Annotated in this window: 20 protein-coding genes and 1 riboswitch; of the genes, 4 read left to right on the top strand and 16 right to left on the bottom strand. The window is 55.1% G+C overall.

Features of this window, described 5'->3' with window-relative positions:
* Positions 1 to 151: 151 nt before the first annotated feature.
* The 7 genes from ACMV5I_RS12450 to fabB form a co-directional block, all read right to left on the bottom strand.
* Positions 152 to 3295 (bottom strand): efflux RND transporter permease subunit, encoded by a 3144-nt coding sequence (locus ACMV5I_RS12450; protein ID WP_414824477.1) that lies wholly within the window; start codon positions 3293 to 3295, stop codon positions 152 to 154.
* A complete protein-coding gene (locus ACMV5I_RS12445; RefSeq protein WP_414824476.1) occupies positions 3292 to 4734 on the bottom strand; it encodes an efflux RND transporter periplasmic adaptor subunit in 1443 nt (480 codons plus the stop codon). The genes ACMV5I_RS12450 and ACMV5I_RS12445 overlap by 4 nt, the downstream gene beginning before the upstream one ends.
* Positions 4731 to 5990, bottom strand: a complete 1260-nt coding sequence (locus tag ACMV5I_RS12440; RefSeq protein ID WP_414824475.1) for a TolC family protein — start codon at positions 5988 to 5990, stop codon at positions 4731 to 4733. The genes ACMV5I_RS12445 and ACMV5I_RS12440 overlap by 4 nt, the downstream gene beginning before the upstream one ends.
* A 10-nt stretch (positions 5991 to 6000) precedes the next feature.
* Positions 6001 to 6321, bottom strand: a complete 321-nt coding sequence (locus ACMV5I_RS12435; protein ID WP_414824474.1) for a copper-binding protein — start codon at positions 6319 to 6321, stop codon at positions 6001 to 6003.
* A gap of 70 nt (positions 6322 to 6391) precedes the next feature.
* Positions 6392 to 6820 carry a hypothetical protein gene (locus ACMV5I_RS12430; RefSeq protein WP_121607419.1) on the bottom strand — a complete coding sequence of 143 codons (429 nt, stop codon included), beginning with the start codon at positions 6818 to 6820 and terminating at the stop codon, positions 6392 to 6394.
* A gap of 191 nt (positions 6821 to 7011) precedes the next feature.
* Positions 7012 to 8022, bottom strand: a complete 1011-nt coding sequence (locus tag ACMV5I_RS12425; RefSeq protein WP_024531285.1) for a magnesium transporter — start codon at positions 8020 to 8022, stop codon at positions 7012 to 7014.
* 59 nt (positions 8023 to 8081) lie between these two features.
* Positions 8082 to 8251: riboswitch (M-box (ykoK) riboswitch) on the bottom strand.
* Between the two features lie 646 nt (positions 8252 to 8897).
* Positions 8898 to 10112 (bottom strand): beta-ketoacyl-ACP synthase I, encoded by a 1215-nt coding sequence (fabB, locus tag ACMV5I_RS12420; protein ID WP_021806051.1) that lies wholly within the window; start codon positions 10110 to 10112, stop codon positions 8898 to 8900.
* Between the two features lie 170 nt (positions 10113 to 10282).
* Here fabB and mnmC point away from each other — a divergent pair, with 170 nt between their 5' ends.
* Complete coding sequence (gene mnmC / locus ACMV5I_RS12415) at positions 10283 to 12304, top strand: bifunctional tRNA (5-methylaminomethyl-2-thiouridine)(34)-methyltransferase MnmD/FAD-dependent 5-carboxymethylaminomethyl-2-thiouridine(34) oxidoreductase MnmC (protein WP_414824473.1); 2022 nt, start codon at positions 10283 to 10285, stop codon at positions 12302 to 12304.
* Between the two features lie 42 nt (positions 12305 to 12346).
* Here the strand turns inward: mnmC and ACMV5I_RS12410 are convergent, their stop codons facing one another.
* The 6 genes from ACMV5I_RS12410 to prmB all read right to left on the bottom strand — a co-directional run bounded on the left by ACMV5I_RS12410 (position 12347) and on the right by prmB (position 17227).
* A complete protein-coding gene (locus tag ACMV5I_RS12410) occupies positions 12347 to 12628 on the bottom strand; it encodes a YfcL family protein (protein WP_021806053.1) in 282 nt (93 codons plus the stop codon).
* 32 nt (positions 12629 to 12660) lie between these two features.
* Entirely contained in the window at positions 12661 to 13206 is a 546-nt protein-coding gene (locus ACMV5I_RS12405) for an elongation factor P hydroxylase (RefSeq protein ID WP_024529154.1), read from the bottom strand.
* 190 nt (positions 13207 to 13396) lie between these two features.
* The gene (locus ACMV5I_RS12400; protein WP_024486006.1) at positions 13397 to 14197 is read right to left on the bottom strand and encodes a sulfite exporter TauE/SafE family protein; all 801 of its coding nucleotides are present in this window, start codon (positions 14195 to 14197) and stop codon (positions 13397 to 13399) included.
* A gap of 90 nt (positions 14198 to 14287) precedes the next feature.
* Positions 14288 to 15115 (bottom strand): penicillin-insensitive murein endopeptidase, encoded by an 828-nt coding sequence (gene mepA, locus ACMV5I_RS12395; protein WP_414824472.1) that lies wholly within the window; start codon positions 15113 to 15115, stop codon positions 14288 to 14290.
* A 9-nt stretch (positions 15116 to 15124) separates the two neighbouring features.
* Positions 15125 to 16210 carry a chorismate synthase gene (aroC, locus tag ACMV5I_RS12390; RefSeq protein ID WP_021806057.1) on the bottom strand — a complete coding sequence of 362 codons (1086 nt, stop codon included), beginning with the start codon at positions 16208 to 16210 and terminating at the stop codon, positions 15125 to 15127.
* A gap of 84 nt (positions 16211 to 16294) precedes the next feature.
* On the bottom strand, positions 16295 to 17227 hold the full coding sequence (gene prmB, locus ACMV5I_RS12385) for a 50S ribosomal protein L3 N(5)-glutamine methyltransferase (protein WP_024529156.1): 933 nt from the start codon (positions 17225 to 17227) through the stop codon (positions 16295 to 16297).
* A gap of 182 nt (positions 17228 to 17409) precedes the next feature.
* On the opposite strand from prmB, the gene smrB reads away from it, so the two are divergent.
* The 3 genes from smrB (at position 17410) to ACMV5I_RS12370 (ending at position 22320) form a co-directional block, all read left to right on the top strand.
* Positions 17410 to 17940 (top strand): endonuclease SmrB, encoded by a 531-nt coding sequence (gene smrB / locus ACMV5I_RS12380; protein ID WP_021806058.1) that lies wholly within the window; start codon positions 17410 to 17412, stop codon positions 17938 to 17940.
* A 453-nt stretch (positions 17941 to 18393) separates the two neighbouring features.
* The gene (locus ACMV5I_RS12375) at positions 18394 to 20496 is read left to right on the top strand and encodes a filamentous hemagglutinin N-terminal domain-containing protein (protein ID WP_414824471.1); all 2103 of its coding nucleotides are present in this window, start codon (positions 18394 to 18396) and stop codon (positions 20494 to 20496) included.
* Positions 20497 to 20658: 162 nt separating this feature from the next.
* On the top strand, positions 20659 to 22320 hold the full coding sequence (locus ACMV5I_RS12370; protein ID WP_414824470.1) for a ShlB/FhaC/HecB family hemolysin secretion/activation protein: 1662 nt from the start codon (positions 20659 to 20661) through the stop codon (positions 22318 to 22320).
* Between the two features lie 56 nt (positions 22321 to 22376).
* Here the strand turns inward: ACMV5I_RS12370 and sixA are convergent, their stop codons facing one another.
* The 3 genes from sixA to fadI all read right to left on the bottom strand — a co-directional run bounded on the left by sixA (position 22377) and on the right by fadI (position 26743).
* On the bottom strand, positions 22377 to 22859 hold the full coding sequence (gene sixA / locus ACMV5I_RS12365) for a phosphohistidine phosphatase SixA (protein WP_024485082.1): 483 nt from the start codon (positions 22857 to 22859) through the stop codon (positions 22377 to 22379).
* A 405-nt stretch (positions 22860 to 23264) separates the two neighbouring features.
* Positions 23265 to 25433: a fatty acid oxidation complex subunit alpha FadJ gene (fadJ, locus tag ACMV5I_RS12360; RefSeq protein ID WP_414824469.1), complete on the bottom strand. Its 2169-nt coding sequence runs from the start codon at positions 25431 to 25433 to the stop codon at positions 23265 to 23267.
* Entirely contained in the window at positions 25430 to 26743 is a 1314-nt protein-coding gene (fadI, locus tag ACMV5I_RS12355) for an acetyl-CoA C-acyltransferase FadI (RefSeq protein ID WP_024485084.1), read from the bottom strand. The genes fadJ and fadI overlap by 4 nt, the downstream gene beginning before the upstream one ends.
* Between the last annotated feature and the right edge of the window lie 132 nt (positions 26744 to 26875).

Raw genomic sequence — 26875 nt, 5'->3', positions numbered from 1 at the left:
CGATCGAGTTCGCTATTTGTTATAGAAACTTACCTGACCATGGCACTAAACCAACTGCTTTTTACCCTGCTAACAGATTGATCACGGCACCTTGCCACAACACTGTACCAGCTCCCTCTCCCTGTGGGAGAGGGTTGGGGTGAGGGGCCGACTACTCTGCCTCAGCACCGGTTTTTTCAGCTTTACGGTGCAGCAGCGAATACACCGCCGGGATCACCAGCATCGATAGCAATGGCGCACTCACCATGCCGCCAATCATCGGTGCGGCAATCCGCTGCATCACCTCTGAGCCAGCACCGCCGCCCCACATAATCGGCAGTAAACCGGCCATAATGGTCGCCACCGTCATCACCTTCGGCCTGACGCGCAACACCGCCCCTTCGCTAATCGCCGCCATCAGTTGTTGATGACTCAACGGCTGGCCGGGCTGACGATGTTTCGCCAGCGCCTGATTAAGGTACAGCACCATAATCACGCCAAACTCCGCCGCCACCCCGGCCAGGGCAATAAAGCCTACCGCCCCGGCTACCGACAGGTTGTAATCGAGCAGATACAGCAGCCAGACCCCACCTATCAGCGCAAACGGCAGCGTCGCCATGATCAGCAGCGCATCGCTCACGCTGTTGAAGGTGACAAACAGCAGCACGAAGATGATCGCCAGCGTTACCGGCAGCACAATCTTCAACTGGGCACTAGCGCGTTCCAGATACTCAAACTGCCCGGACCAACTGAGGGAAACCCCGGCAGGCAGCTTCACCTGCTGTGCCACCACCTGTTGCATCTCTTCCACCGCCGATTTCAAATCGCGCCCGCGCAGATCGACATAGATCCAATCCGAAAGCCGGGCGTTCTCGCTTTTCAGCATCGGTGGCCCTTCCGTGATGCGAATATCCGCCAGTTCTGCCAAAGGTACTTGCCCACCCGTCGCCGTCACCACCGGCAATTCACGCAGCTTTTGCAGCGAATCACGGATCTCCCTTGGATAACGGACGTTGATCGGATAACGCGCGCGCCCTTCAATGGTTTCAGCGATGTTTTCCCCACCCACCAGCGTAGCGACCACCGATTGCAGCTCTTTCACCGATACGCCGTAACGTGCCGCACGCTGGCGATCGATATCGATATCCACATAGCGCCCTCCAGCCAGGCGCTCCGCCAGCGCGGAAGTCACACCTGGAACCTGCTTCACCACCTGCTCAATCTGGCTGGCCGCCTGCTCAATATCGGCAATATTGCTGCCGTTGACCTTGATGCCTACCGGGCTTTTGATGCCGGTCGCCAACATATCCAGACGGTTACGGATCGGCGGCACCCAGACGTTGGCAATACCGGGCACCTTGACCACGCTGTCCAGTTCGGCCACCAGCTTGTCCATCGTCATGCCGGGCCGCCACTGGTCGCGGGGCTTAAAGCGAATGGTGGTTTCCAACATGGTTAACGGAGCCGGATCGGTTGCCGTCTCCGCCCGCCCAGCCTTGCCAAAGACCGTGTCCACTTCCGGCACGGTTTTGATCAACCTGTCGGTCAATTGCAGCAGCCGTGCCGCCTCGCGGGCAGAGATCCCCGGCAGGGTCGAAGGCATATACAGCAGATCCCCTTCATCCAGCGGGGGCATAAACTCGCTGCCTAGGCGGCTGAGCGGGAATAAGGTCAGCACCAACAGTAGAGCGGAAATCCCCAGAGTGGCTTTAGGCCGTGCCAGCACCGCTGCCAGCAACGGCTGATACATGCGGATCAACCAGCGATTGATCGGGTTGGCATGTTCGTCCGGAATGCGACCCCGGATAAAATAGCCCATCAGCACCGGCACCAGCGTGATGCCCAACCCGGCGGATACCGCCATCGCATAGGTTTTGGTGAACGCCAATGGCGCAAACATCCGCCCTTCCTGCGCCTGTAGCGAAAACACCGGGATAAACGACAGGGTAATGATCAACAGACTACAGAACAGCGCCGGGCCAACCTCAACCGCCGCCTGCTCAGAGATGTGCCAGTAATCTTTTGAGGTGGGCTGCTGGCCGGGATGGCGTTGCCGCCACTGCTCCAGCACTTTGTGCATGTTTTCGATCATTACGATCGCCGCATCCACCATCGCGCCGATAGCAATAGCTATTCCCCCCAGCGACATGATGTTGGCGTTAACCCCTTGATAGTGCATCACCACAAAGGCGCCCAAGATCCCCAGCGGCAGAGTCACCATCGCCACCAGCGCCGAGCGGAAGTGGGACAGGAACAAGGCGCACACCACCGCGACCACCAGGAACTCTTCCAACAGCTTGAATGACAGCGTATCGATCGCGTGCTCGATCAGTTGCGATCGGTCATAAACCGGCACGATCTCCACGCCCGGCGGCAGAGTGTGCTGAAGCTGTTGCAGCTTGGCCTTCAGCGCATTAATGGTTTCCAGCGCATTCTTGCCATAGCGCATCACCACAATACCACCCGCCACCTCACCTTCACCGTTGAGCTCCGCTACACCACGGCGGATTTCCGGCCCCTCACGCAGTTCTGCGACCTGTGACAACAGGATCGGCACCCCGTCGCGGGCGGTGATCACCACGTTATTAAAGTCGGCGAGTTTTTTCAGGTAGCCGGAGGTGCGTACCATATACTCAGCCTCCCCCATTTCCAGCAGCGCACCGCCGCCTTCCTGGTTGGCATCCTGAATGGCGCTCACCACCTGCTGATGGGTAATATTCAGCGCCCGCATACTTTGCGGATTTAATATCACCTGATATTGCCGCACCATGCCGCCAACGCTGGCAACCTCTGCGACGTTAGGCACGGTTTTCAGTTCGAACTTGAGCGTCCAGTCCTGCAAGGCGCGCAGATCCGCCAGACTGTGTTTACCTGTACGATCGACCAACGCATACTCATAAACCCAACCAACGCCAGTAGCATCCGGCCCCAGCGCCACTTTGACCTGCGGCGGCAGCGAAGACTGCACCTGGCTGAGTGACTCCAACACCCGCGAACGCGCCCAGTAAGGATCGGTACCGTCTTCAAACAGAATGTAGACGTAGGCATCGCCGAACATGGAGAAGCCCCGCACCGTGCTGGCTCCCGGCACCGTCAGCATGGTGGTGGTCAGCGGGTAGGTCACCTGATCTTCGATCACCTGCGGCGCTTTGCCCGGATAGGTCGCCCGGACGATCACCTGCACGTCAGAGAGATCGGGCAGCGCATCCAGCGGTGCCTTCTGCAACGCCCATACGCCCCACCCGGCCAGCAATATCGAAGCCAGTAATACCAACAGGCGATTGCGTATCGACCAGCGGATCACGGAGGCGATCATTGGTGGCCTCCTTGCGGCATGATCTGGCTGATGTGCGAGCCGTTTTCATCCACGCTAAAATGGAACATCACCTTGCTGCCGATACCAATCCCAGTGGGCAAGCCACCCGCTGGCAGGGTGAAATCCATGGTCATCGCGGGCCATTGCAACTCTGCCACCGGATCGTGCGACAGCGTGACGGTAGCGCCATCCACCGCCTCGACCACGCCCAACGTCTGATACTGTTTTACCCCCTCCTGCCCGGCCATCTGTGGCAAGGCGCTGCGCATGCTGGCTTCGGAATCAATCAGGAACTGGCCTGAGGTGACCACCTGTTGCCCTGCTTGCAGACCCTGTTTGATTTCTACCCAGCCGTCCTGTGCCAGGCCGGCGACCACGTCAACCGGAGCAAAATGACCATTCCCTTCCGCCACCAGCACCCGGTTGCGATCGCCACTGCCGATCAGAGCCTCCTGCGGGATAGCCAGCACCGGCTTGGCCCCGGCGTTTTGTGCCAGTTGCACCTGCAAATACATGCCCGGCTTCAGGCGCTGTTGAGGATTTTTCAGCACGATACGCGCTTTAAAGGTGCGGGTTAGCGGATCGACGTTAGGCAGCAGCTCGCTGACCTCCCCGGTGAAGCGTTCACCCGGCCAACTGGCGGAGCGGGCTGCCACCGCATCGCCAACCTGCAACAGCCCGGCCTGCGCCTGCGGATAATCAATCACCATCCACACCGGATCGAGACTGGCCAACTCAAACAGGCCCTGCGTTGCGGTAACCTGCATCCCTTCCCGTGCGTCCAGCTTGTTGATAAACCCGCTCTCTGGTGCGGTAATGGTAATGCGGGTCTGGGGTTGGCCGCTGCGTTCAACCTGGCGAATGATGGCTTCAGGCATAAACTGCAATGCCAGGCGCTGGCGGGCGGCAGAGGTCAGTGCGCTATCGCCCAGTTTGCGGATCGCCAGGTATTCCTGCTGTGCAGCACTCCAGTCCGGGATCCACAGCTGTGCCAGCGCTTGTCCTTTCTTTACCTGCTGCTGGCTGGCACGCACATAGAGTTTGTCTATCAGCCCGTTGGCCCGAGCGGCAATCACCTGCACGCCGCGCTCATCGGTGGCAACGCTGCCATAGGCATCAAGCTGCAAATTCAATTCACGCAGTTGTGCAGCCGCTGTACGGACGCCCAGATTCTGCTGCTGGCGGGAGCTGATAGTAACGCCAGCGTCATCCTGCTGCTCATCGGCATAGCGTGGCACCAGTTCCATATCCATAAACGGCGATTTGCCCGGCTTATCAAAACGCTGGCCAGGCACCATCGGATCGTACCAATACAGCACCTGCCGTTCGGCACCGCCGCTAGCAGGTTGTGCCGCGGTTTTTTCCCCGGCAAACCAGTAACCGCCCATAGCACCGCCCAATAAGGCGGCTAACAGCGTCAGGCTAAAACGCATTTTCATGACTTTGCCTCCTGCACGGTGAGATAACGGATAGCGGCCCACAGCTGCGCTAATTCACGCGCGGCCTTACCGGCGCTCAGACGGCTGTCGAGCAAGGCCCGACGAGCTTCCAACACTGAGGAGAGATCGCTTTTACCACTGCGGTATTGCGCCAGTTGCAGTGCCACGCGCTGTTGTTGCAACGGGATCGCTTGCTGCTGTTGACGCTGCCATTGCGCCTGCGCGGCCTGATACTGCGCCAGCAGCGTATCCAACTGGGCCTGATGGTCGCGGATCAATAACGTCAGTTGGTCGTTGGCTTCCATCGAGCGGGAAACGTCAGCGGCATAGTCCTTATCCTGCCGCTGGGAGCGGAACAGGGGCAGATCGACGGTAAACATCACACCCGCCATATCCTCATAGCCATCGGCCCGTTTGCCATACGACACCTCTATCCCCACGTCCGGAATGGCGGCCACCTCGGACTGCGCCGATCGCGCCTTGGCCACATCGGCCTCACGGCTGGCCTGCACGACTTCCGGATGCTGTTTTATCGCTTGTCGCAACAGATTGCTCTCGGCAGGCAGGCGCTCGAAGCGTGGCAACGGGCCACCGATCCCCTCAACCTTCTGCCCGGTCAACTGGGTTAAGCGAGCCTGGGCGATGGTGACGTCACGCTGCGCCTCACTGAGCCGGTCCTGCATCGCCAACAGCGTCAAGCGAGCATCGATGACGTTAGCGGCGGGCGAACTGCCACTGGCCACTCCGGCATGTTGGGCGGCGATCTGGCGTTCACTCTCCTTGAGCAAGGCCGTGGCATCCTTCAGCGTCTGCTGGCTCAGCGCCAGTTCCAACCAGGCTTGTGCCGTCTGCTGCTGCAAACGGGAACGGATTGTCGCACTGCTGGCTTCGGTTTTATTGGCCTCGGCCCGTAGGGTATCCGCCTTACGTTGGCGCTTAGTGCTGCTGACATAATCCTGCATGATGCCAACCCGTTCCATGGTCATCCCTTCACGGGTCAAGCGCCGGGCGTTACCGCCCTGTACCGGCACGTTTTCAATGCCGAATGTAAGCTTGGGATCGGGCAACTCCATCGCCGAATCCGCCATGTTTTGCAGCGCATTCACCTGATGCTGATTGGCCGAGAGTTCGGCGGAATAGCGCTCTGCCGCCGCCAGCGATTGCTCCAACGTCAGGCCGGTTGCCTGCGCACTCGCCGTCCAACAGGCGAGCAGCAGCCAGCCCACCCGCAATGGGTGAGAAAGTAGTCTGGACATGGTGCCCCCGTTAGTCTTGGCTGGCGCGGATGGCGGTCAGCTGATAGCCGCCGTCAACCTGACGGAAGCTGAACTCTACCGCAGCCCCGGCAGCCAAGGCAGGCAATGGCGGCTGGGGCTGCAGGAAATTCATGGTCATCGGCGGCCAGTTCAAGGCAGGGATGGCAGGATGGGCGAGCGACACTTTCTGCTCACCCCAAGCCTTGATGGTCCCTTTAGAGTGATAGACGGCGGCGTCTTGGCTGGCATGTTGGTGATGTTGCATCTCCGCGGCGGAGACGAATGAAGAGAACATCAGAGAGATGAAAACGGCAGTGATCAGATTACGCATAACGATAGCTCCATAAAATAGACAAAAACAACTCAGGTCGCCGTGCTGGACGGCAAAGCGGTTGGTTTGGCTATTCACGGAAGCGGCAGAAGACGATCTCTGCCGGCGGGCCTGCTATCGGAGGGGTTTGCCAATCGAGGCGTGAGAACTGTGCCTGGGGCTGAGGATCGGCAACCAGCAGCTCACTGCTGGCGGGTAATACCGCCGCCAGGGCCAGGTTGCCGTGATCTTGCTGTGCAGAATCTGGTACGCAGTGCTTTTCACACAGCGGCCCTTCGGCCTGCATCATCTCATTGGCTAGCGGATCGGCGGCCTGCATATGCATCGTATGCTGCGCGGCTGGCGCTACGGTGGTGAGTTGCAGATTGCAGTGATGGCTGGCGATCGCCAGTTGGCTGTTGAGCAGTAGCCAGCAGACGGCCAATAGCCATGCTGCGGCCCGCTTCTTGGCGAAGCGCAACTGATGCATAGATATTGAGATGGACGCCAAAGCCGACATGCAAAAATTCCAGAGTAAGAAACTGCGCTGAGTATATCGGCAGAAAACCCTCACAGGAACGGAATTTACACCCGCTGACAAAGCCGCCTCGGAACCATCCTGTAAACTGGAAATGCTTTGATTTCAGTCAACTACACGGCTTAAAAATCCCGTTAATCATAGCAAAAACCGGCTTTCGCCGGTTTCCATTATTAATTCAGCCCCAAGGTCCACTGGGCTATTTTGAAGTAGATGATCAAGCCGGTGCCGTCTATCAGCGTGGTGATAAACGGGGCGGAAACTACGGCAGGATCCACACCGAAGCGTTTCAGAGCCATTGGGATCACGGAAGAGACAATCGCGGCCCACAACGTAATACAAACCAGGGTCAAGCTCACGATGAGCGTAATCTCATAGCCGATCCCCATCATCCAACCACGGAACGCGCCAGCACAGGCCAGCGTTAACGCGATCATGACCGAGGTCGTCATTTCCTTGCGCAGCACGCGCCCCACATCGCGCATGCGGACCTCTCCCAAGGCCATGGCCCGCACAATGGTTGAGGTGATTTGCGTACCGCTATTGCCTCCGGTGCCCACCAATAGCGGGATAAAGAAGGCCAGGGCAATCGCCGCTTCCAATGACTCCTCAAAATGCTGAATAACCGTACTGGTATAAGCTTCGGCGACGAACAGCAACAGCAGCCACACGCTGCGTTTTTTCCACAGTTCGAAAGAGGTCATTTCAAGGTAAGGCTTATCCAGCGGCAGGCTTGCCCCTTGCATATGGGCATCCTCGGTGTTTTCATCCTCGATAATCTGCGCTATTTCGCGCTCCGTTAAACAACCAACCAGACGGCCATTATCGACCACTGCCACAATATCTAAATTATTATTGTCCACCAGTTTGGCGATATGTTCACGTTCGTCCGTGGGTTTTACATGGAAGAAGGTGGTTTCCATCATATCCTTGATACGCTCGCCATTATGTTCTTCCTGCAATAAGCGTTTAACAGAAAGAACTCCCACCAATTTAGTGCCGTCTTCAATAAAGATTTGTGCGGGAATATCGTCGTTGGAAAGTTGATTAACGAATATTTTCCTGGCTTCGCCAACGTAAAGATCTTGATGCAGAACAAAGACTTTTTTGTTCATATAACGCGCAATGGCGTCGTCTTCAAAGTTGGCGTTTTGGTAAAGGTCTTGCAATACAACATGTGACATTCTAGATACTCCCGATTGAAAGATGGAGTCTCATAGAGGCGACAAGACAGGACAGCGAAAGCCGATCCCCACGTCTTGGGTTTAGCACTATACAACGTATCCCCAGGGGAAGTTACCTTAGCAATGCCTTGATTCGGCTAATGCTTGTTTTACCCTTGGTGGCCTCTCTCGATGCCATTAGAGCGGTAACTTGTGTTCGTATAGGAGCCTCGCCATAACGAGATCGTAAAGCTAGATAAAGCGCAGGCATTATGCCGGGTTTTATCTGATAGAGATAAAAAACGGAAATGTTGTTTATACGTCATTTATATGAAAAGCAAAAAATTAACATAATAAAAACATTGTTATCACAGAATTTTTTAAGTTAAACGAAAAACGCCGCCTCGTTTAATTTAATAATAGCTGTTTTGTTTTTGATAAATAATATGCTAGAGGATCGTACTTTCAGGAGTTTGGTTTAAGCGTTATTTAGAATTACACACGGACATATTCCACAAGCAACGCCATTAATGACCCTGCCACCTGACACCTATTATTGATTTTACAAAAATATAAAAATACTGACCCATACTGACATTTCAAGGCGTATTTTCACTCTATCAACGTCGATTAAATATCCTATTTACCCCATTAATGACCTGAATAAAATGCCTATACTGAAAATAGATAATGAGGAGAATAACCTTGGAAAACTTAAAGCGCAGCATCATTGCGCTAACCCTTTTAACGGTGCTGATTGTGGCTCGTTTCTATTTCTTCAGCTGACGCTTTATTGAACGAAAGAAGAATATCGAACTGAGGCATTCCATCGTCTAGAAAAACAAAAAAATCGGGCACCTATTACGGTGCCCGATTGATAATATGACGCCCTGCGCTTACTTCTGCAGTTTACGCATTACCAGCGTGGCGTTGGTGCCGCCGAAACCGAAGCTGTTGGACATGACCGTGGTCAGCTCACGCTTGGTTGGCTCGGTCACGATGTTCATGCCAGCCGCCTTCTCATCGAGGTTATCGATGTTGATGCTTGGCGCAATGAAGCCGTGCTCGACCATCAGCAGGCTATAAATCGCTTCCTGCACGCCCGCCGCACCCAGTGAGTGGCCGGTCATGGCTTTGGTAGAAGAGATGGCCGGGGTGTTATCGCCAAAGACTTCACGGATCGCGCCCAGTTCTTTCACGTCGCCGACCGGCGTGGAGGTGCCGTGTACGTTCATGTAGTCGATTGGTGTGTCTACGCCCTGCATTGCCATCTTCATGCAACGCACCGCGCCTTCACCCGATGGAGCCACCATGTCGGCACCGTCTGAAGTGGCACCGTAACCGATGATTTCCGCATAGATATGTGCGCCGCGAGCCAGAGCGTGCTCCAACTCCTCAACCACTACCATGCCGCCGCCGCCTGCGATAACGAAACCGTCACGCGCTGCGTCATAGGTACGGGAAGCTTTTTCTGGCGTGTCGTTGTAGCTGGTGGACAGCGCGCCCATGGCGTCGAATTCGCAGGCCATTTCCCAGCACAGCTCTTCGCCACCGCCAGCAAAGACGACGTCTTGTTTGCCCAGTTGGATCAGCTCAACGGCGTGGCCGATACAGTGTGCTGAAGTTGCGCAGGCAGAGCTGATGGAGTAGTTCACGCCGCGGATTTTGAATGGAGTGGCCAGGCAAGCAGAAACGCCTGATGCCATTGCCTTGGTCACCATGTATGGGCCAACGCCACGCAGGCCTTTGGCGCGCATACCGTCAGAACCCGCAACCTGGTTACGTGGAGAACCACCACCGGAACCGACCACCAGACCGGTGCGATCGTTGGAAACCTGATCGGCTGCCAGGCCGGAATCTTGAATCGCTTGTTCCATGGAGAGATAGGCGTAAACCGACGCGTCGCTCATAAAGCGCATCACTTTACGGTCAATCAGACCGGTAGTGTCGAGTTTAACATCACCCCATACGTGACTACGCATGCCGGAATCTTTCAGCTCCTGAGAGAAGGTGATCCCAGAGCGGCCTTCCTGCAGACTTGCCAGGACCTCCTGCTGGTTGTTACCAATGCTGGAGACGATTCCCAGGCCAGTAATCACTGCACGTTTCATTCAAGTACCTCTTCCACAATTTACATTCGGGATTTTGCAACGCACTTTAGCGTACAGATGTACGCCGAACAAGTCCGATCAGAATAATTTTGCATTATCTTTACCCAGTTTGCACCTCGGGGCTACCCCCGTTAAAATCGCCCTACCCCTTGAGTTACGAGCAATCTACCGTGAGCAATGCCCCCATCCAAACCGCAGCGTTAAGCTGGAATGAACAAGGTACACCTGTTTCGAAACAGTTTGATGACGTCTATTTTTCCAACCAGGATGGGCTGGAGGAAACCCGCTACGTCTTTCTGGGGGGCAACCGGTTGCCACAACGCTTCAGCGATCACCCACGCTCACTGTTTATTGTGGCAGAAACCGGCTTCGGTACCGGGCTGAATTTTCTGACCCTGTGGCAGGCCTTTGCCCGTTTTCGGCAGGAGACACCCGCAGCAAGTTTGCAGCGCCTGCATTTTATCAGCTTTGAGAAATACCCATTGCAGTTGGACGACCTGGCGGCAGCCCATGCCCAATGGCCAGAACTGGCCCCCTTTGCCGATGAGCTTCGCGCCCAGTGGCCTTTGCCGCTGCCAGGGTGCCACCGCCTGCTGCTTGCCGAAGGGCAGATTACGCTCGATTTATGGTTCGGTGACGTCAATACCCAGCTGCCGCACTTTGACGCCAGCATGAACGATCAAATTGACGCCTGGTTCCTGGATGGCTTTGCGCCGTCCAAAAACCCCGATATGTGGAGCGAACCGCTGTTTGCCACCATGGCGCGTTTTGCCCGCCCAGGCGGCAGTTTTGCCACCTTCACTGCCGCAGGGTTTGTCCGCCGTGGATTGCAGCAGGCCGGGTTTGAGGTTACCAAATGCAAAGGCTTTGGCCAGAAACGCGAGATGCTCACAGGTCAGCTACCCGCCGATACACCTGCAAGCGTCAATCCAAGCCCGTGGTTCCTGCGCCCGGCAGCGGAGAATACCGACGATGTCGCCATTATTGGCGGCGGCGTAGCCAGCGCACTCACCGCGTTGGCCTTATTACGCCGTGGGGCAAAGGTGACCTTGTATTGCGCCGATGCACAGCCCGCAGAGGGCGCATCCGGCAATCGCCAGGGAGCGCTGTACCCATTGCTGAATGGCCGGGGCGATGCGTTGGAAAACTTCTTTTCCGCCGCCTTCCCCTTTGCTCGCCGCCAGTATGACGCCCTGCTGCAACAACAGGTTGAGTTCGATCACCAGTGGTGTGGCGTCAGCCAATTGGCCTATGACGAGAAAAGCGCGGGGAAGATCGCCAAGATCCTGGCCGTTACCTGGCCGCACACTCTGGCACAATCGGCCGATCGCGCCACGCTTAGTGCCCTGTGTGGGATCGATACGGGGTTTGGTGGTATTCACTATTCGCTCGGGGGATGGCTGTGCCCTGCTGACCTGACGCGTGCCGCGATTGCCCTGGCCGAACGGCAGGGATTGGTTTGCCACTATCTGCATACGCTTTCCGATCTGAACCGCAATGATGAAGGTTGGCAGCTGCATTTTGCTGAGGGTAAAACTCACCAACATACGACGGTGATCCTGGCTAACGGGCACCAACTCACCACTCTGGAACCTAGCGCCGCTCTACCGGCATATGCGGTACGTGGCCAGGTTTCACATATTCCCACTACGCCAATCTTGAGTGAGTTAAAGCAGGTACTGTGTTACGACGGTTATCTGACGCCGGTGAATCCTGGCAATCAGCAGCACTGCATTGGTGCCAGTTACCAGCGCGGTGAATCAAACACTGAATATAGCCAGGCAGAGCAAGAAGAGAACCGCGATCGCCTGCTGCGCTGTCTGCCAGAACAGAGTTGGACGCATGAGGTGGATATCAGTGGCCAGCAGGCACGCTGTGGCGTGCGCAGCGCTACGCGAGACCATATGCCGATGGTTGGTGCCGTGCCAGACTATCAAGCCACTCTGGCGCTGTATGGCGATTTGCAGCAGCAGCGCCAGCGCGGCGAAGCAATTGCCAATGCGCCAATGTATCCGGGGTTGTTTATGATCGGAGCCTTAGGCTCACGCGGACTGTGCTCCGCGCCGTTGGCCGCGGAGATTTTAGCGGCTCAGCTGTTTGGGGAACCCTTACCGGGGGATAGCGAAATGTTGGCAGCGTTAAACCCAAACCGCATGTGGGTCAGGAAGCTACTGAAGGGACGCGAGGTATAGTTCATTTGAGGGGCCAGCGTGATGCTGCCCCCTTTAGAGCAATTACTCAGTCGGCAACGCTGTCTGATACAGGTTTTCCCACATGCCCAGCACCAACACCTGATCCGGCGGGGAAAGTTCCCCAGCCTTGATGGCCTTGTCCAGGCTGCTCTGCACCCGCACCTTGAGCTGTTCAGCGCTGTGTTCGGCATGTTCTTCCGATTCCGCCACCGCCAAAGTCAGATGACCACGCAGGTAGCCACCGGCAAACAGTTCATCATCGCTGGCGTGCTCTACCATGTCATCAATCAGCGCCAGAATGCGCGCTTCAAATTCTGCGATCATCAAATTTCCTCGTTAACAAACAGACTCTGGCCTCAGAGATCTTCCGGGTAAGGAAAATGCTCGGCCGCCAGCGGAGGCGTATTGTAAAACGATTGCAGCGCCTGAATAAAGCGCGCAGGTCGTGTGGGTATTCCCCGCTCCAACAATTCCAGCACCCGGGTACGGACTTTACGCTGGAAACCTATGCGATCTGGCTCGCAATCTCCACTGAGATTGTCGCAACTGACGTTAAACGGGAAACCGGCCGCCACGCAGAACATCCACTCCAGCGCCTGCGGATTAATCTCGACCGCTTCGAATTCACTCTGCGTCTGGGCATCGCGCCCATCCGGGCAATACCAGTAACCGAAGTCCACCAGTTTGCGGCGTTCGGCACCGGCGATGCACCAATGGGAGATTTCATGCATGCCGCTGGCATAGTAGCCGTGTGCAAAGACGATGCGGTTATAAGGCAGCTCATCATCGGCAGGCAGATAGATAGGCTCATCGTCGCCTTTAACCAGGCGGGTATTGAACTCATCGCTAAAACACTGATTAAAGATTTCAATCAGTTGCGGATACTGGTGTGTGTTTGGCATAAAGAAAACTCAAAATACTCTTCGCCTTTCAAGCCACAGCGTTGTTGGCTGCACTTGCACACCCCAGTCACTTACTAAAGTAAGCTCCTGGGGATGAGCAAGCTGGCCGCCCAGCTGTGACTTGAAATTCATTGAGTATAACCATAGATTAAAGAAGGTTATTGTCTCACTAAGACGCATCATTGGCACACTAAAAATGCAAAGCCAACCACTGTTGGATTTCCGTCCCGTGATTGTCGTACAGCAATTTGCAGCTCATGATCAGAGACACTATCACGATCATCGGCCGGATCAGCTTCTGACCCTTGGTCAGCACCATGTGCGCGCCAAGACGGGCTCCGAACACCTGCCCGACCAGCATCACCAGACCAATGCTCCAGATCACTTGGCCGCCGATAATAAACAGCACCAGGCTGCCCAGATTGGAGGTGAAGTTCAGCACCTTGGCATGGGCGGTCGCCTTGGCCAGGTTAAAACCGCACAGCGTCACATAGGCCAGGGCATAGAACGAACCAGCACCAGGGCCGAAGAAACCGTCGTAGAACCCTACGCAGCCCCCAGCTACCAGGCCAAAGGGTAACGCCCCCAGCCGACGCTGGCGATCGCTTTCCCCCAACCTTGGCGTCAGCAAGAAATAGACGCCGATACCGATCACCAACAGCGGCAGCATCTGGCGCAGTATATCGGCACGCATATGCTGCACCAGGATCGCCCCGATCACTGACCCCACCAGCGTCAGGAAGATCGTCAGCTTCTGGGTATTAAGATCGACGGCCCGGCGGCGAACAAAGTACAGGCTGGCGGAAAACGATCCCCCAACCGACTGCAATTTATTGGTCGCCAACGCCTGCGTGGGAGGGACACCAACGGCCAGCAGAGCCGGTACGGTCAACAGCCCACCGCCACCGGCGATCGAATCGATAAACCCGGCGAACATTGCTACCAAAAACAGAATCCCGAGCAATTCGGGACCTAACACCAGCCCATCCATAAGTCGTCTGCCTGCTTTTTTATTTGCGCACACACTACGCCTTAAAACTCAAAAAATAAACGCCCCATTCGAGGCGTTTTTAGCAGGCTATCAGCGGTTGGCGAAGTGGCTATCCAGCAGCGCCTGACAGGTTGGCGGCAGCGGTGGCGGCTCCTTCTTGACCGGATTGGCATTCGGCTGATGCGGTTTGAACCAACTGGCCAACTCGGCACCACAGCCATCGCCCACCGGCGGCGCATCCTGATCCAGACACTCCAGGCTACCCGCCGGGCAACGCAAGCGTACGTGCATATGCGCACGATGCCCAAACCAAGGCCGGACCTTATGCAACCAAGCGCGATCGGCACCGGCATCCTGGCACAGACGCTGTTTGATCGCCGGGTTAACGAAGATCCGCGTCACTTCGCTGTCCTGCGCCGCCATCTTGATCAAGGATTCGATCTGCGGCTGCCACTGGCGATCCACTACTTGCTTACCGTCGCCAGAGACCAGATCGATCGGCTGCGGTTTCAACAGTTGCTGAGCGCTCCAACGCTGGCGCGGCAGCTGCAACCAGATGTCCACGTCCAAACCGGATTGGTGGCTGGCATGGCCGCTGCTGAAGCGCCCACCGGCCGGCATTGCCATATCGCCGATCAACACCGTGCCCAGTGCTTTCTGGTTGGCCTGGCTGCTCAGGCGTTGAATAAACGCCAGCAGGTCAGGATGGCCGAAGTAGCGCCGTTGGTCGGTACGCATCACCTGATAATCCGGTGAGTTAAGCGGCAACGGGTGCGCCCCGATGATACAGCCATTGGCAAAACCACCAACGGCCTGCGCAGTGCCACTGACCGGGTGGTCAATCTTTTGCCACGGCGTTAACGCCAAGGCAGAGCTGGAAGCGATCAACGCAGCGAAGCCCAGCAGCCATTTTTTCATCGTAGTCCCTTACCAGCGTGGTACGTCGGAAATCACATCACCGTTTTGCGCACGCTGGCGCAGCAGATGATCCATCAGCACGATCGCCATCATCGCTTCGGCGATCGGCACCGCACGGATCCCGACGCACGGATCGTGGCGGCCACGGGTGACCATTTCCACCGCTTCACCCTGACGGTTGATTGTACGGCCCGGCACCATGATGCTGGAGGTCGGCTTCAGCGCCAGATGGGCAATCACCGGCTGACCGCTGCTGATACCACCAAGAATGCCGCCAGCGTGGTTGCTCTGGAAACCTTCAGGGGTGATTTCATCGCGGTTTTCACTACCACGCTTGGTCACAACGGCAAAGCCGTCGCCGATTTCCACGCCTTTGACCGCATTGATGCTCATCAGCGCATGCGCCAAGTCGGCATCCAGACGATCGAACACCGGCTCGCCCAGCCCAACCGGGACGTTTTCCGCCACCACGGTCACTTTGGCACCGATAGAGTCACCCTCTTTTTTCAGCGCGCGCATCAGTTCGTCCAGAGCTTCCAGCTTGTCCGGATCCGGGCAGAAGAACGGGTTCTGCTCTACCTGATCCCAATCTTTCAGCTCGCAGCTCACATCGCCAATCTGCGCCAGATAACCGCGCACCTGTACGCCAAACTTCTGCGCCAGATATTTTTTGGCGATAGCACCGGCGGCAACGCGCATTGCGGTTTCACGCGCCGAAGAACGGCCACCACCGCGATAATCACGCACGCCGTATTTCTGTTCGTAGGTGTAATCTGCATGGCCTGGGCGGAACACATCTTTGATCGCGCCGTAGTCTTGCGAGCGCTGATCGGTGTTTTCGATCATCAGGCCGATGCTGGTGCCAGTAGTGACGCCTTCAAAAACCCCGGAGAGGATGCGCACCTGATCCGGCTCGCGGCGCTGGGTGGTATAGCGCGAAGTGCCGGGGCGGCGGCGATCGAGATCGTGCTGCAAATCGGCTTCTGTCAGCGGAATGCCGGGCGGCACACCGTCTACGATACATCCCAGCGCCACACCGTGAGATTCACCAAATGTGGTGACGCGGAAAAACTGCCCAATACTGTTCCCTGCCATCACGGCTCCTTACCGTTGGTTGTCATCCCGTTCGCGTGCAAACGGGGCATACAGGCCCGCACTGTGGCGGGCCCAGGTTGTTGGTTAGCTGCGGTAGAGGCTGAAATGATCTTTGCAGTCAATCAGCTGCTGTTTGGTTAGCATGAATACGCCGTCCCCGCCGTTATCAAACTCCAGCCAGGTGAACGGAATATCCGGATATTGTTCCATCAGATGTACCATGCTGTTGCCCACTTCACAAATCAGCACGCCGTCATCGCTCAGGAAGTCTGGCGCACAGGCCAGAATGCGGCGCACCAGCTTCAGGCCGTCGCTGCCTGCGGCCAGGCCCAGTTCCGGCTCAAAGCGGAACTCTTGCGGCAGGTCGGACATATCTTCCGCATCGACATACGGCGGGTTGGTGACGATCAGATCGTATTGGATCGCCGGGACATCACGGAACAGATCGGAACGGATCGGGATCACCTGATGTTCCACGCCGTGCGCCTGAATATTACGCTCGGTCACGGCCAGCACGTCGGTGGAGATATCTACCGCGTCCACTTCCGCTTCCGGGAAGGCATAGCCACAGGCGATAGCGATACAGCCACTGCCGGTACACATATCCAGGATATGGCGCGGCGGATGGGGGATCAGCGCGCTGAAGCGATCGTTGATCAACTCACCAATCGGTGAACGCGGTACCAGCACGCGCTCATCGACATAGAACTCCAGGTCGCAGAACCAGGCTTTATTGGTCAGGTAAGCAACCGGGATGCGCTCGTTGACACGGCGGATCACTCGCTCAACGATGCGGTGACGCTCGCTGGAGGTCAAACGCGCAGTGCGCATATCTTCAGGAATATCCAACGGCAGGAACAGGCTGGGCAAGACCAATTGCACGGCTTCGTCCCACGGGTTATCGGTTCCGTGGCCATAGTAGATATTGGCGGCGTTGAAACGGCTTACGGCCCAGCGCAGCATATCCTGAATGGTGTGCAGCTCATTCACTGCTTCTTCGACGAAAATTTTGTCCAATTTGCCCTCCGGCAGGCACGATGATTCATGATTTAGCCCCGTAGTTTGCCATGAAGCCTGCGACAAATCAGCAGCAATAGCAGCGTAGCAGCATTCTGGTTGGCATTCAGTGCCAGTTTTGCGTCGACAGAAACCTTCGAGCAGGTAAACTAGCGCGATAAATGATAGGCGACGAGCGAATAATGAAGAATAAGCCCCCTCTGAGCAAAGATGAATTATTGCTTTTTAGAGAGTCGGTAGCTGGAGCAAAGAAGCTACCGCAGGACACCATCGTCCACCCAAAACCTAAAATGAAAACCAAGCAGATCGCGCCGCAGCGCCTGTTGCAAGAGCAGGTGGATGCCAGCTTTTACTTTTCCGATGAATTTCAGCCGCAGTTGGAAGATGAGGGCCCAACGCGCTATGTGCGTCCCGGCTACAGCCACTATGAGTTGAAGAAACTGCGCCGCGGGGATTACGTGCCGGATCTGTTCCTGGATTTGCATGGCTTGACGCAGATGCAGGCCAAGCAGGAACTAGGGGCGATGATCGCCGCCTGCAAGCGTGAGCACGTGCATTGTGCCTGCGTGATGCATGGCCACGGCAAACACATCCTCAAGCAGCAAACGCCGTTGTGGTTGGCGCAACATCCGGACGTGCTGGCTTTCCACCAGGCACCCAAAGAATGGGGCGGTAACGCAGCCATACTGCTGTTGATCGAACTGGCAGAATAGCGACATAAAAAGGCACTTAGCGGTGCCAAATAATCCGCAGTGACGGTTCCAATAAGGGGGCAATGAGTTGAGAACGACCTTGACGAAATAGCCCCTACCCATCCTGGCAAAAACTTAAGCTCTCTCCCTAATACCATACCCGCTTAAGTACACCAAGCGCTTTTAAGCGTTAATTTCAAATAAAAACATTTGTTTTAAATATACTTAAAACAAAAATCATTGATGTGATTTGAAATTTACGAGAAAGATCCTGTATTAACGCCAAAAAGTAGACAAGGGGCATATTGTCAGTAGAATGCGCATTTTGTTATACACAGATAAAGCGCATAAATTGTTATGCGCAGTTAATAACTGCTACAAATAGCCGCATGGCAAATATAGCACCTTGAGTTAATCAAATAATAGCATATCCCTCCTGCACAACTTGGGGGTATTCCCTCATGGTTGACAGAAATGAAGTTGGCTGCAAAGCCTTTTTTCACCAGTTCGGCTATCAATATTGATAGCCTTTGCATTTCAAATATTATAGGAAATAATATTATGACCCTAAAAAACAAACAGAAGCCGTTTTTTGCCAAACTTTCGCCAATTTGTTTCTTTAGCCTGCTGGCCTTACAGGGAGTAACCGTTGCCCAAGCCACTATCGTTTCCGCCCCAGGTGGCCCATCACTCGGAGCCAGTTCAATCAAAGGCGGTACGGTTATCGAGATTAATAAGCCCGGCAGAGGGGGCGTTTCTCACAATATCTATAACCAGTTTGACGTAGACCGTGGTGGAGTGGTGCTAAATAACAGCGCACAAAATTCAACGACACAAGTAGCGGGTGCCATTAACGGCAACAAGAATATGGCCAAAGGTGCCGCTAACGTTATCCTCAATGAAGTCAACTCCGCTAAAGCCAGCCAACTCAACGGTATGATTGAGGTAGCAGGCCAGAATGCACAGGTTATTATTGCCAACCCATCGGGGATTACCTGTAACGGCTGCGGTTTCATCAACGCCAATCGTGCGACATTGACCACTGGCAAGGCCTCGGTGGCTAATGGCCGCGTCCTCGACTACGTTGTCAACAAAGGTAAAATTACCATTACTGGCGATGGCTTGCAGAGTTCCAGCGCCAACTATACCGATTTAATTGCCCACACCGTTGCCATTAACGCCGACGTGCAGGCTCAGGATCTACGGGTCACTTATGGCCAAAACCGCGTTAATAGCGACAACACCAAAGCCACCCTGCTCTCTGCTGCTCGTCAGTCTGGCATAGGTCTTGACGTTTCCAACCTGGGCGGCATGTACGCCAACAAAATTACGCTGATCGGTACCGGGAATGGCGTGGGTGTGAACAACGCTGGCACCCTCGCCGCTTCTGTTGGTGATGTTGTCATGAACATGAATGGTTCACTCACCAATAAGGGGACTATTTCTGCCCAAAAAGATATCAGGGTGGTATTAACCCCTAGTAACAACAATACATACGTAATAAACAGCCCAGGTGGTTATCTTGAAGCTGGCAATGATATTGACATTAAAAGCTCTTACGTGAGAAACATCAAGGGGACCATGGTGGCCGATGGCAATATCAACATCGACAGTTCCGCAGCCTTATCTTCAAATGTAGGGGTCGATAATGATAATGGTGAACTCAGCGCTGGAAAGGGTATCACTATTAGCACCAAAGGCTCCTCAATCAAGAACAGCAGCGGTATCATCAGTGCCGTTGACGATGTCACCCTGGATGCCAAGTATGGTGTGAATAACTACGTGGGGAGAATTGTATCAGATGTTGGTGGTGTGACGATTAATACCGCTAACACCCTCTTCAACGACAGGGGGATTATTGAGGCCAACTGCTGCGTGACTCTGAATGCCTACAAGATGAGCAGTCAATACGGTCTCGTCCAGACCAGGGATGACGTTGTTATTAACGTATCCTCTGAGCTGAATAACACCCAGGGTGAAATTCTGGCAGAAGGCAACATCGCTATAAAAGCGTCAGAGGTTAAAAACAACTCAGGTAAAATCATGGCTCAAGAAGCCTTGAATATCGAAGCCGTCCGTCTGGTTAATAGTGCTTATCACAATCCGACCCAAGAATACGGAGTATTCAGCGGTGGTGACATGAACCTAAACTTAAGCTCCTCACTCAATAATGAGTATGGTGTCATCGCTTCTCATGGTGATATCACCATTACCTCTAACCACCTCATAGCCAATAAGCATGGGCATATTGGGAGCGATAAAAACATCACGCTGAGTGCGGCCAGCATGGGTAATCACAATGGTAATATGATTGCTGTCGAAAATCTGGTGGTTAATGCCTCACGTTTAGATAATGGCTCATCGGCCAGCACCGCTGGAAACATTGAGGCCGGTGATACTTTAGAGATCAACATGAAGCGCAGCCCGCTTTCCGGTGGTCAGCAGGTCGATGGCAGCTTCTATAATCAAGGGACCTTGGCTGGCAAAAACAAGATAAAGGTCAGTACTGATGGGAAATTCAGTAATTACGGCAAACTGATCTCAGACAATACTGTAGAAATCCATAGCAAACGCTAATCCAGTGCTCATGCTGAACCCCTATCACATCTATTAGTATCGCGAGATAGGTAATAACAAGCTGATAGCCATGTTAACAATGGCCATCAGCTGTTTTTCTTTTTTTACCTATATCCGCACCGCGTCTGATTTAAGAAAAATCATATTAATAAGGAAGTTAACATGCGTTTTCGCTCTCCCAATGCTTGGCTATTGCTTATTCTCACTCCACTGGTTCAGGCAGCTGAAAATGGCCAATTTATTGAGCAGCAAATGAGCCACCAGCAGGAACAGGAAAAAGCACGCTACAACCAATTGGAAACCGTAGGTAAAGACGTTCGCTCCTCTGACAACGGTGGTCTAAGTACCCACATTGATTTTCCTGAAGAAAAACCCTGCTTCACCCTACAACGGGTTGAACTGAACAAAGACGACAAGATCCCCCATTGGATACCCTTGCGCAAACTGACAGAACAGGCGCAGGGGCGTTGCCTGGGGATCCAAGGGGTGAAAGCGCTCGCAACCGCCATACAAAATAACCTGATTGGGCATGGCTATATCACTACCAGGGTAATGATCCCTCAGCAAAACCTGGCAGAGGGGCTTCTCACCCTGGATATCCTGCCCGGCACCATTGGCAGTGTCAGGCTAACGGACGACAGCGATAAGTACGTCAACTTGCATACCACCTTCCCTGGCAGCCAAGGAGATCTGCTGGATCTGCGCGCTATTGAGCAGGGGTTGGAAAACATGCAGCGCATTCCTGATGTCGTTGCCAATATTTCACTCCACCCAGGCAGTAAGCCGGGTGAATCCGACCTGGAAATAACCCGTGAACAACCCTCATTCTGGCGTTTAGGCGGTTGGCTGGATGATTCAGGCAGTAAACAAACTGGCCGCTATCAAAGCGGCCTGGCTTTATATATTGATAACCCGACCTCGATGAACGATCTGTTCTACGTTTCTGCCGGTCGTGACTTGCAGTTCCAATCGAGCCGTCATTCTAATAATAGCTCGTTGTACTACTCGGTGCCCTACGGCTTCTGGTCATTGGATTTATATGCCAGCCGCAGCGAATATGTACAAAATATCCATGGCATCTATACCGATTTTTCCTACCGCGGCAAGTATCGCAACCTTAGCTTAAAAGTGAATCGCCTGTTGTATCGCAATGCGAGCCAAAAAAACACGCTCAGCTTTCAAGTCCTCAAGCGTAACTCGCATTTTTATCTGAACGATACGGAACTGCAGTTGCAAAAGCGTAATATGGCCAACTGGAGCGTTGAGCTCAATCACCGCCACTACGTCGGCCAGTCCATTGTCGATGCCATGTTGAGCTATCAGCGTGATACCGCCTGGTTTGGTGCCGAAAGACCGGTGGACAGCGCTCCGTCAAGCCGTATCGTCAACCTGGATATCAGCACCTATACGCCATTTACGGTACAAGATCTCTCAATGAGTTATCAATCCCGCTTTCGCCAGCAATATAGTCCGGACCGCCTAACCACTCAGGATCAATTCAGTATCGGTAACCGCTGGACCGTACGTGGTTTTGACGGTGAAATGAATATGATGGCAAACAAGGGCTACTACCTGCGCAATGACCTGAACCTGAACCTGCCAAAATTGGGGCAGCAATTATACCTGGGTATGGATTATGGCCGGGTGAAAGGTGACGGTAGTAACGACTTTGCCGATGGTCACCTGCTCGGTAGCGTTGCCGGTATTCGCGGGAGGGTAAAAGCGGTCGGTTATGACGCCTCCGTTGGGGTGCCGCTGTCCAAGCCCGATAATTTCGCCACCAGCCCGGTTAACCTCGGCTTTACGTTGCAATGGCAATTTTGATGGCGTTAATGACAAAGGGCGATGTTTATCATCGCCCTTTGATGGTGGGAACCTGCCTAGACTTTGGCCATCACCTGTGACGGGCCAACCTGCCATTCAAACTTGCCAATGCTGCCATCCTCGGACAGCTCGACATTAGCGATGGCAGAGGTAGCAAACATTGGCGGGCATTCCCCAGGGCACAGCTCGGCCACCAGATAACCCACCAGCGGTAGATGGGAAACCACCAGCACCGCACCGATGCCCTCTTTCGCCAGCGCCTGCAGATAGCAGCTCACCAGCCCAGCATCGCCCCCTGGAGTCAACTCCGGCAGCACTTCTTCACCTTCCGGCAGCGTTAACGCTTCGCGTACCGTTTCCAGCGTCTGCTCGGCCCGCAAATAGGGGCTGACCAGCACTCGTTCAATATCCACAGACTTGGTATTCAACCAGGCCGCCATCTGACGTGACTCATCACGGCCACAAACGGTAAGAGGTCTTACCGCATCGCTGGCTGCATCGAGTGCCGCCTCTCCGTGACGCATAATCAAAACTTGCATATTGCACCGCTGTTGTTGACAAAATAACGCTATACAGAAACGCCGAGCGTGCTGTATGCCGAGTTGCACTCAAGAACACAGGCCTGCTTCAAACGATAACGCGCCGTCTCTCTATGGCGGCCGGGCATTTTGCCTGAAAGTTCGCGTAAAGAAAACGCTGTTTTTTACAACATTTGCGCCCTTACACAAATTCATCGCTGACATAACAACCAATTCAACGGGTTAAATTTTAACCTTGTTGCTATGAAATTTTTGGTAGCGCTGAGTGAGCCACCCACCAAAACGCTACGTTACCCCTCCCCAATCTCCCTGTACAGCATCCGGGATTACCCTAATTGCAAGGAGTGATGACGATCACAATGCGGCCCTGATCAAACTGTAGCGCAAACCGGGCCGCTATGCTGGTTAACTGCCTTGCGGATAGAAGCGTTCCCCCTGCTCAGCCATGCGCTGCAGGCGTTCACAAGGAGCAAAATATTCACCGTATTGCTGTTGCAGATAGCGCAGGGTTTTTACCACCTTCTCTGCGCCCAGCTCATCCATATAGCGGAACGGGCCACCAAGGAACGGCGGGAAACCAATGCCAAACACCGCGCCGATATCACCGTCACGTGCGCTGCGGATCACGCCCTCATCCAGGCAACGCGCCGCCTCGTTGAGCATCATCATCACACAGCGTTGGGAGATCACCGCATGTTGAATATGCGCCTTGGCGGTGATACCCAGCAGTGGATAGATGCTGCTGTCTGCGCTCTTGCGTTTTTGGCGTGACCTGCTGCCCTCGGCTGGATACAGATAAAAACCACGGCCATTCTTGCGCCCTTTGCGGCCGTCTTTCAGCACTGCGTCGAACGCTGCCGGAGCGGCAAAGCGTGGCCCCAGTTCCGCCGTCAGGATCGGGATAATTTTGGTGCCGACGTCGATACCCACTTCATCCAACAGCATGATGGGGCCCACCGGGAAACCAAAATCGACCAAAGCCTTATCCACCGATTCGATCGGCTCACCTTCCAGCAGACAGCGCGCCGCCTCATTAATATAAGGGGCAAGAATACGGTTGACGTAAAAACCAGCGCGATCGGCGACCACGATCGCCGTTTTCCCCTGCTTGTGGGCCAGAGCAACGGTGGTGGCAATGGTTTGTTCGCTGGTAGTGGCATGCGGGATCACTTCGACCAACGGCATTTTATCCACCGGGCTAAAGTAGTGCAGACCAATAACCTGCTGCGGCCTGGCTGCCTGCGCCGCAATTTGGCCGATCGGCAATGATGAGGTGTTGGAGGCGAATACGGTATGCGGCGCGGCATACTGTTCAATATCGGCCACCATCTGTTGCTTGAGCGCGATATCTTCAAACACCGCCTCCACCACGATGTCGACCCGCTCAAAACCGCTGTAATCGGTGCTGCCGGAAATCAGCATCATCTGTTTCTGACGCTCTGCCGGACGCATGCGTTTGCTACGTACCCGCTTGCCCAACAGATCCCAGGTGTATTTCAACGCATGGTTGATACCCTGCTCATTCACATCTTTAATGCGCACCGGTAGCCCACCACGGGTCGCCGTGACGCAGGCGATACCGCCGCCCATCAAACCACCGCCAAGTACGCCGACTCGCTGTAATTCATGGGGCTGAGCATCACCGCCGCGCTCTTTTTTCAACGCCGTAGAGGCAAAGAACAGGCTGCGTAATGCGGCAGACTGTGGCGACATTGCCAGTTCACCGAAGGCGCGGGCCTCCGCTTCATAGCCGCTGGCACTGCCCTGATCCAGACCGGTGCGCACCACCTGAATAATACGTTCCGCTGCCGGGTAGTTACCGTGGGTTTTCTCCAGGGTCTTCTTACGCACGATGCTGAACAGCAGGCTTCTGCCCAACGGACCGTTGAGCAGGCGTTCCTGCCACGGTAACGCACGGCGCGATTTCCAACCCTGTTTTACACGCTCAATGGCGGTTTGCAGCAGAATGGATTGCGGTACGGCCTCGTCCACCAGGCCCATACGCAGCGCCTGACGCGCGCGAACGTGTCTGCCCGTCAGCATCATATCCAACGCTTTGCTGGCACCAATCAGGCGAGGTAAGCGCTGAGTGCCACCAGAGCCAGGCAACAAGCCTAGCTGGACTTCCGGCAGGCCGAGCGCCGTTTTGTCATCCAGCGAGCAGACGCGGCTATGGCAGGCCAGTGCCAACTCCAGCCCGCCCCCAAGGCAAGCACCGTGAATGGCGGCCACCACCGGCACAGGGAACGCGGCAATCTGTGCCAGCGTGCTCTGCCCCTTCTTCGCCAGCGTCTGTGCCTCTTGAGCCGTATGGCACGCGGCAATCATGGTGATATCTGCACCGGCAATAAAGGAATCTGGCTTGCCGGACAGGATCACCAAGCCTTCCAGGGTGGCAAGCTGCTGTGCCTTGAGCAGCACGTCGTTGATCTGCTCAACAAACTCCGCCTTCAGCGTATTGACCTTCTCCCCCGGCACATCGATGGTGATCACGCCAATATTGTCCGGGCGTAAGGTCAGATGAAATGCCGAAGGCTTGGCACGCTGTTCGTGCAATGCGTTCTCGAAACTCATTTGTCCACCTCCACGATCATCGCCGCTCCCAAGCCCCCGGCCGCGCAGGCAGTGGCCAGCCCCAAACCGCCACCGCGCCGTTTAAGCTCGTGCAGAGTCTGGGTGATCATGCGCGCGCCGGTCGCGGCGAACGGGTGGCCATAGGCGATAGAACCACCCAACACGTTGAATTTTTCCATATCGACCTCGCCGATCGCCTGCTCACGCCCCAGCTTCTGTTGGGCAAACTCGGTGCTGGCGAACATTTTCAGGTTGGCCAGCGTTTGCGCCGCAAAGGCTTCATGCATATCGATCAGGGTCAAGTCGGCCAGGGTAATACCAGCACGATCCAGCGCCAACGGGGTGGCATAGGAAGGACCGAGCAGCATATCTTCCCACACATCAATGGCGGCAAAGGCGAAGCTGCGCAGGTAGCCTAGAGGCTCCAGGCCAAGTTCTTTAGCACGGGACTCGCTCATCATCAGCACCGCTGCCGCACCATCGGTCAGTGGCGTACTGTTGGCGGCCGTGACGGTACCGTGGCGGCGATCGAATGCCGGTTTTAAGCGGGCATAAGACTCCAGGCTGGAATCTTTGCGGACGTTGTTATCTTCGGCCAGCGGGGTTTTATACGGCGGCACATAGGCGGTCATCACTTCATCGCGCAACAACCCCTGTTCCCAGGCTTTGGCGGCCAGTTGATGCGAGCGGTGTGCCAAAGCATCCTGCTGCTCGCGAGTAATGCCGTGGGTTTTCGCCATTTGCTCGGCGGTATCCCCCATGCGCAGACCGGTTGAGTATTCCGCCACGGCGGGTGGCACCGGCATCAGATCGCGGAACTTAAGCTTACTGAACAGCTTCAGACGCTGTGACAGCGTGCGGGCCTTGTTGACGTCAACCAATGTGCGAGCCAGCGCCTTGCTAACGCCAATCGGCAGCACGGAGGAAGAATCCGCCCCACCGGCAATGCCAACACTGATGCTGCCAGCCATGATACTTTCCGCCACGTTGGCAATCGCCTGGAAGCTGGTGGCACAGGCACGTGAAACGCTATAGGCATCGGTGTGTACGCTCATGCCGGTGCCAAGCACAATTTCCCGCGCAATGTTAGGCGCTTCAGGCATTTGTACCACCTGGCCAAATACCAATTGCTCGATCAGGGCGGGATCGATGCCGCTACGCGCCAGCAGCTCGCTCACCGCAGTCTTGCCAAGATCGACCGCAGGTATACCGTGATAAGCGGTAGCCTGCTTGGCGAAAGGGGTACGCAGCCCTTGAACGATGGCGATACGGTCGCCAAGACGGGTAACCAGCGGCAATGCCTTACTCATAAACGCTCCTGAAGAGAGTCCGTCAACACAACGGACAAAAAGAGGTCTGACCTGATGAGGTCATTGTTAACCAAATGTTTACATTTGGCAAACCGGTAGAAGTGAAAACTGAGAGCGGGAGCAACTTTCTGG

Origin of the sequence: Serratia sp. T13T92, from assembly GCF_047530105.1 — a bacterium.
Lineage (GTDB): Bacteria > Pseudomonadota > Gammaproteobacteria > Enterobacterales > Enterobacteriaceae > Chania > Chania fonticola.
The sequence above is the reverse complement of the archived record's forward strand: the minus strand, read 5'-3'. Positions and strand labels throughout refer to the sequence as shown.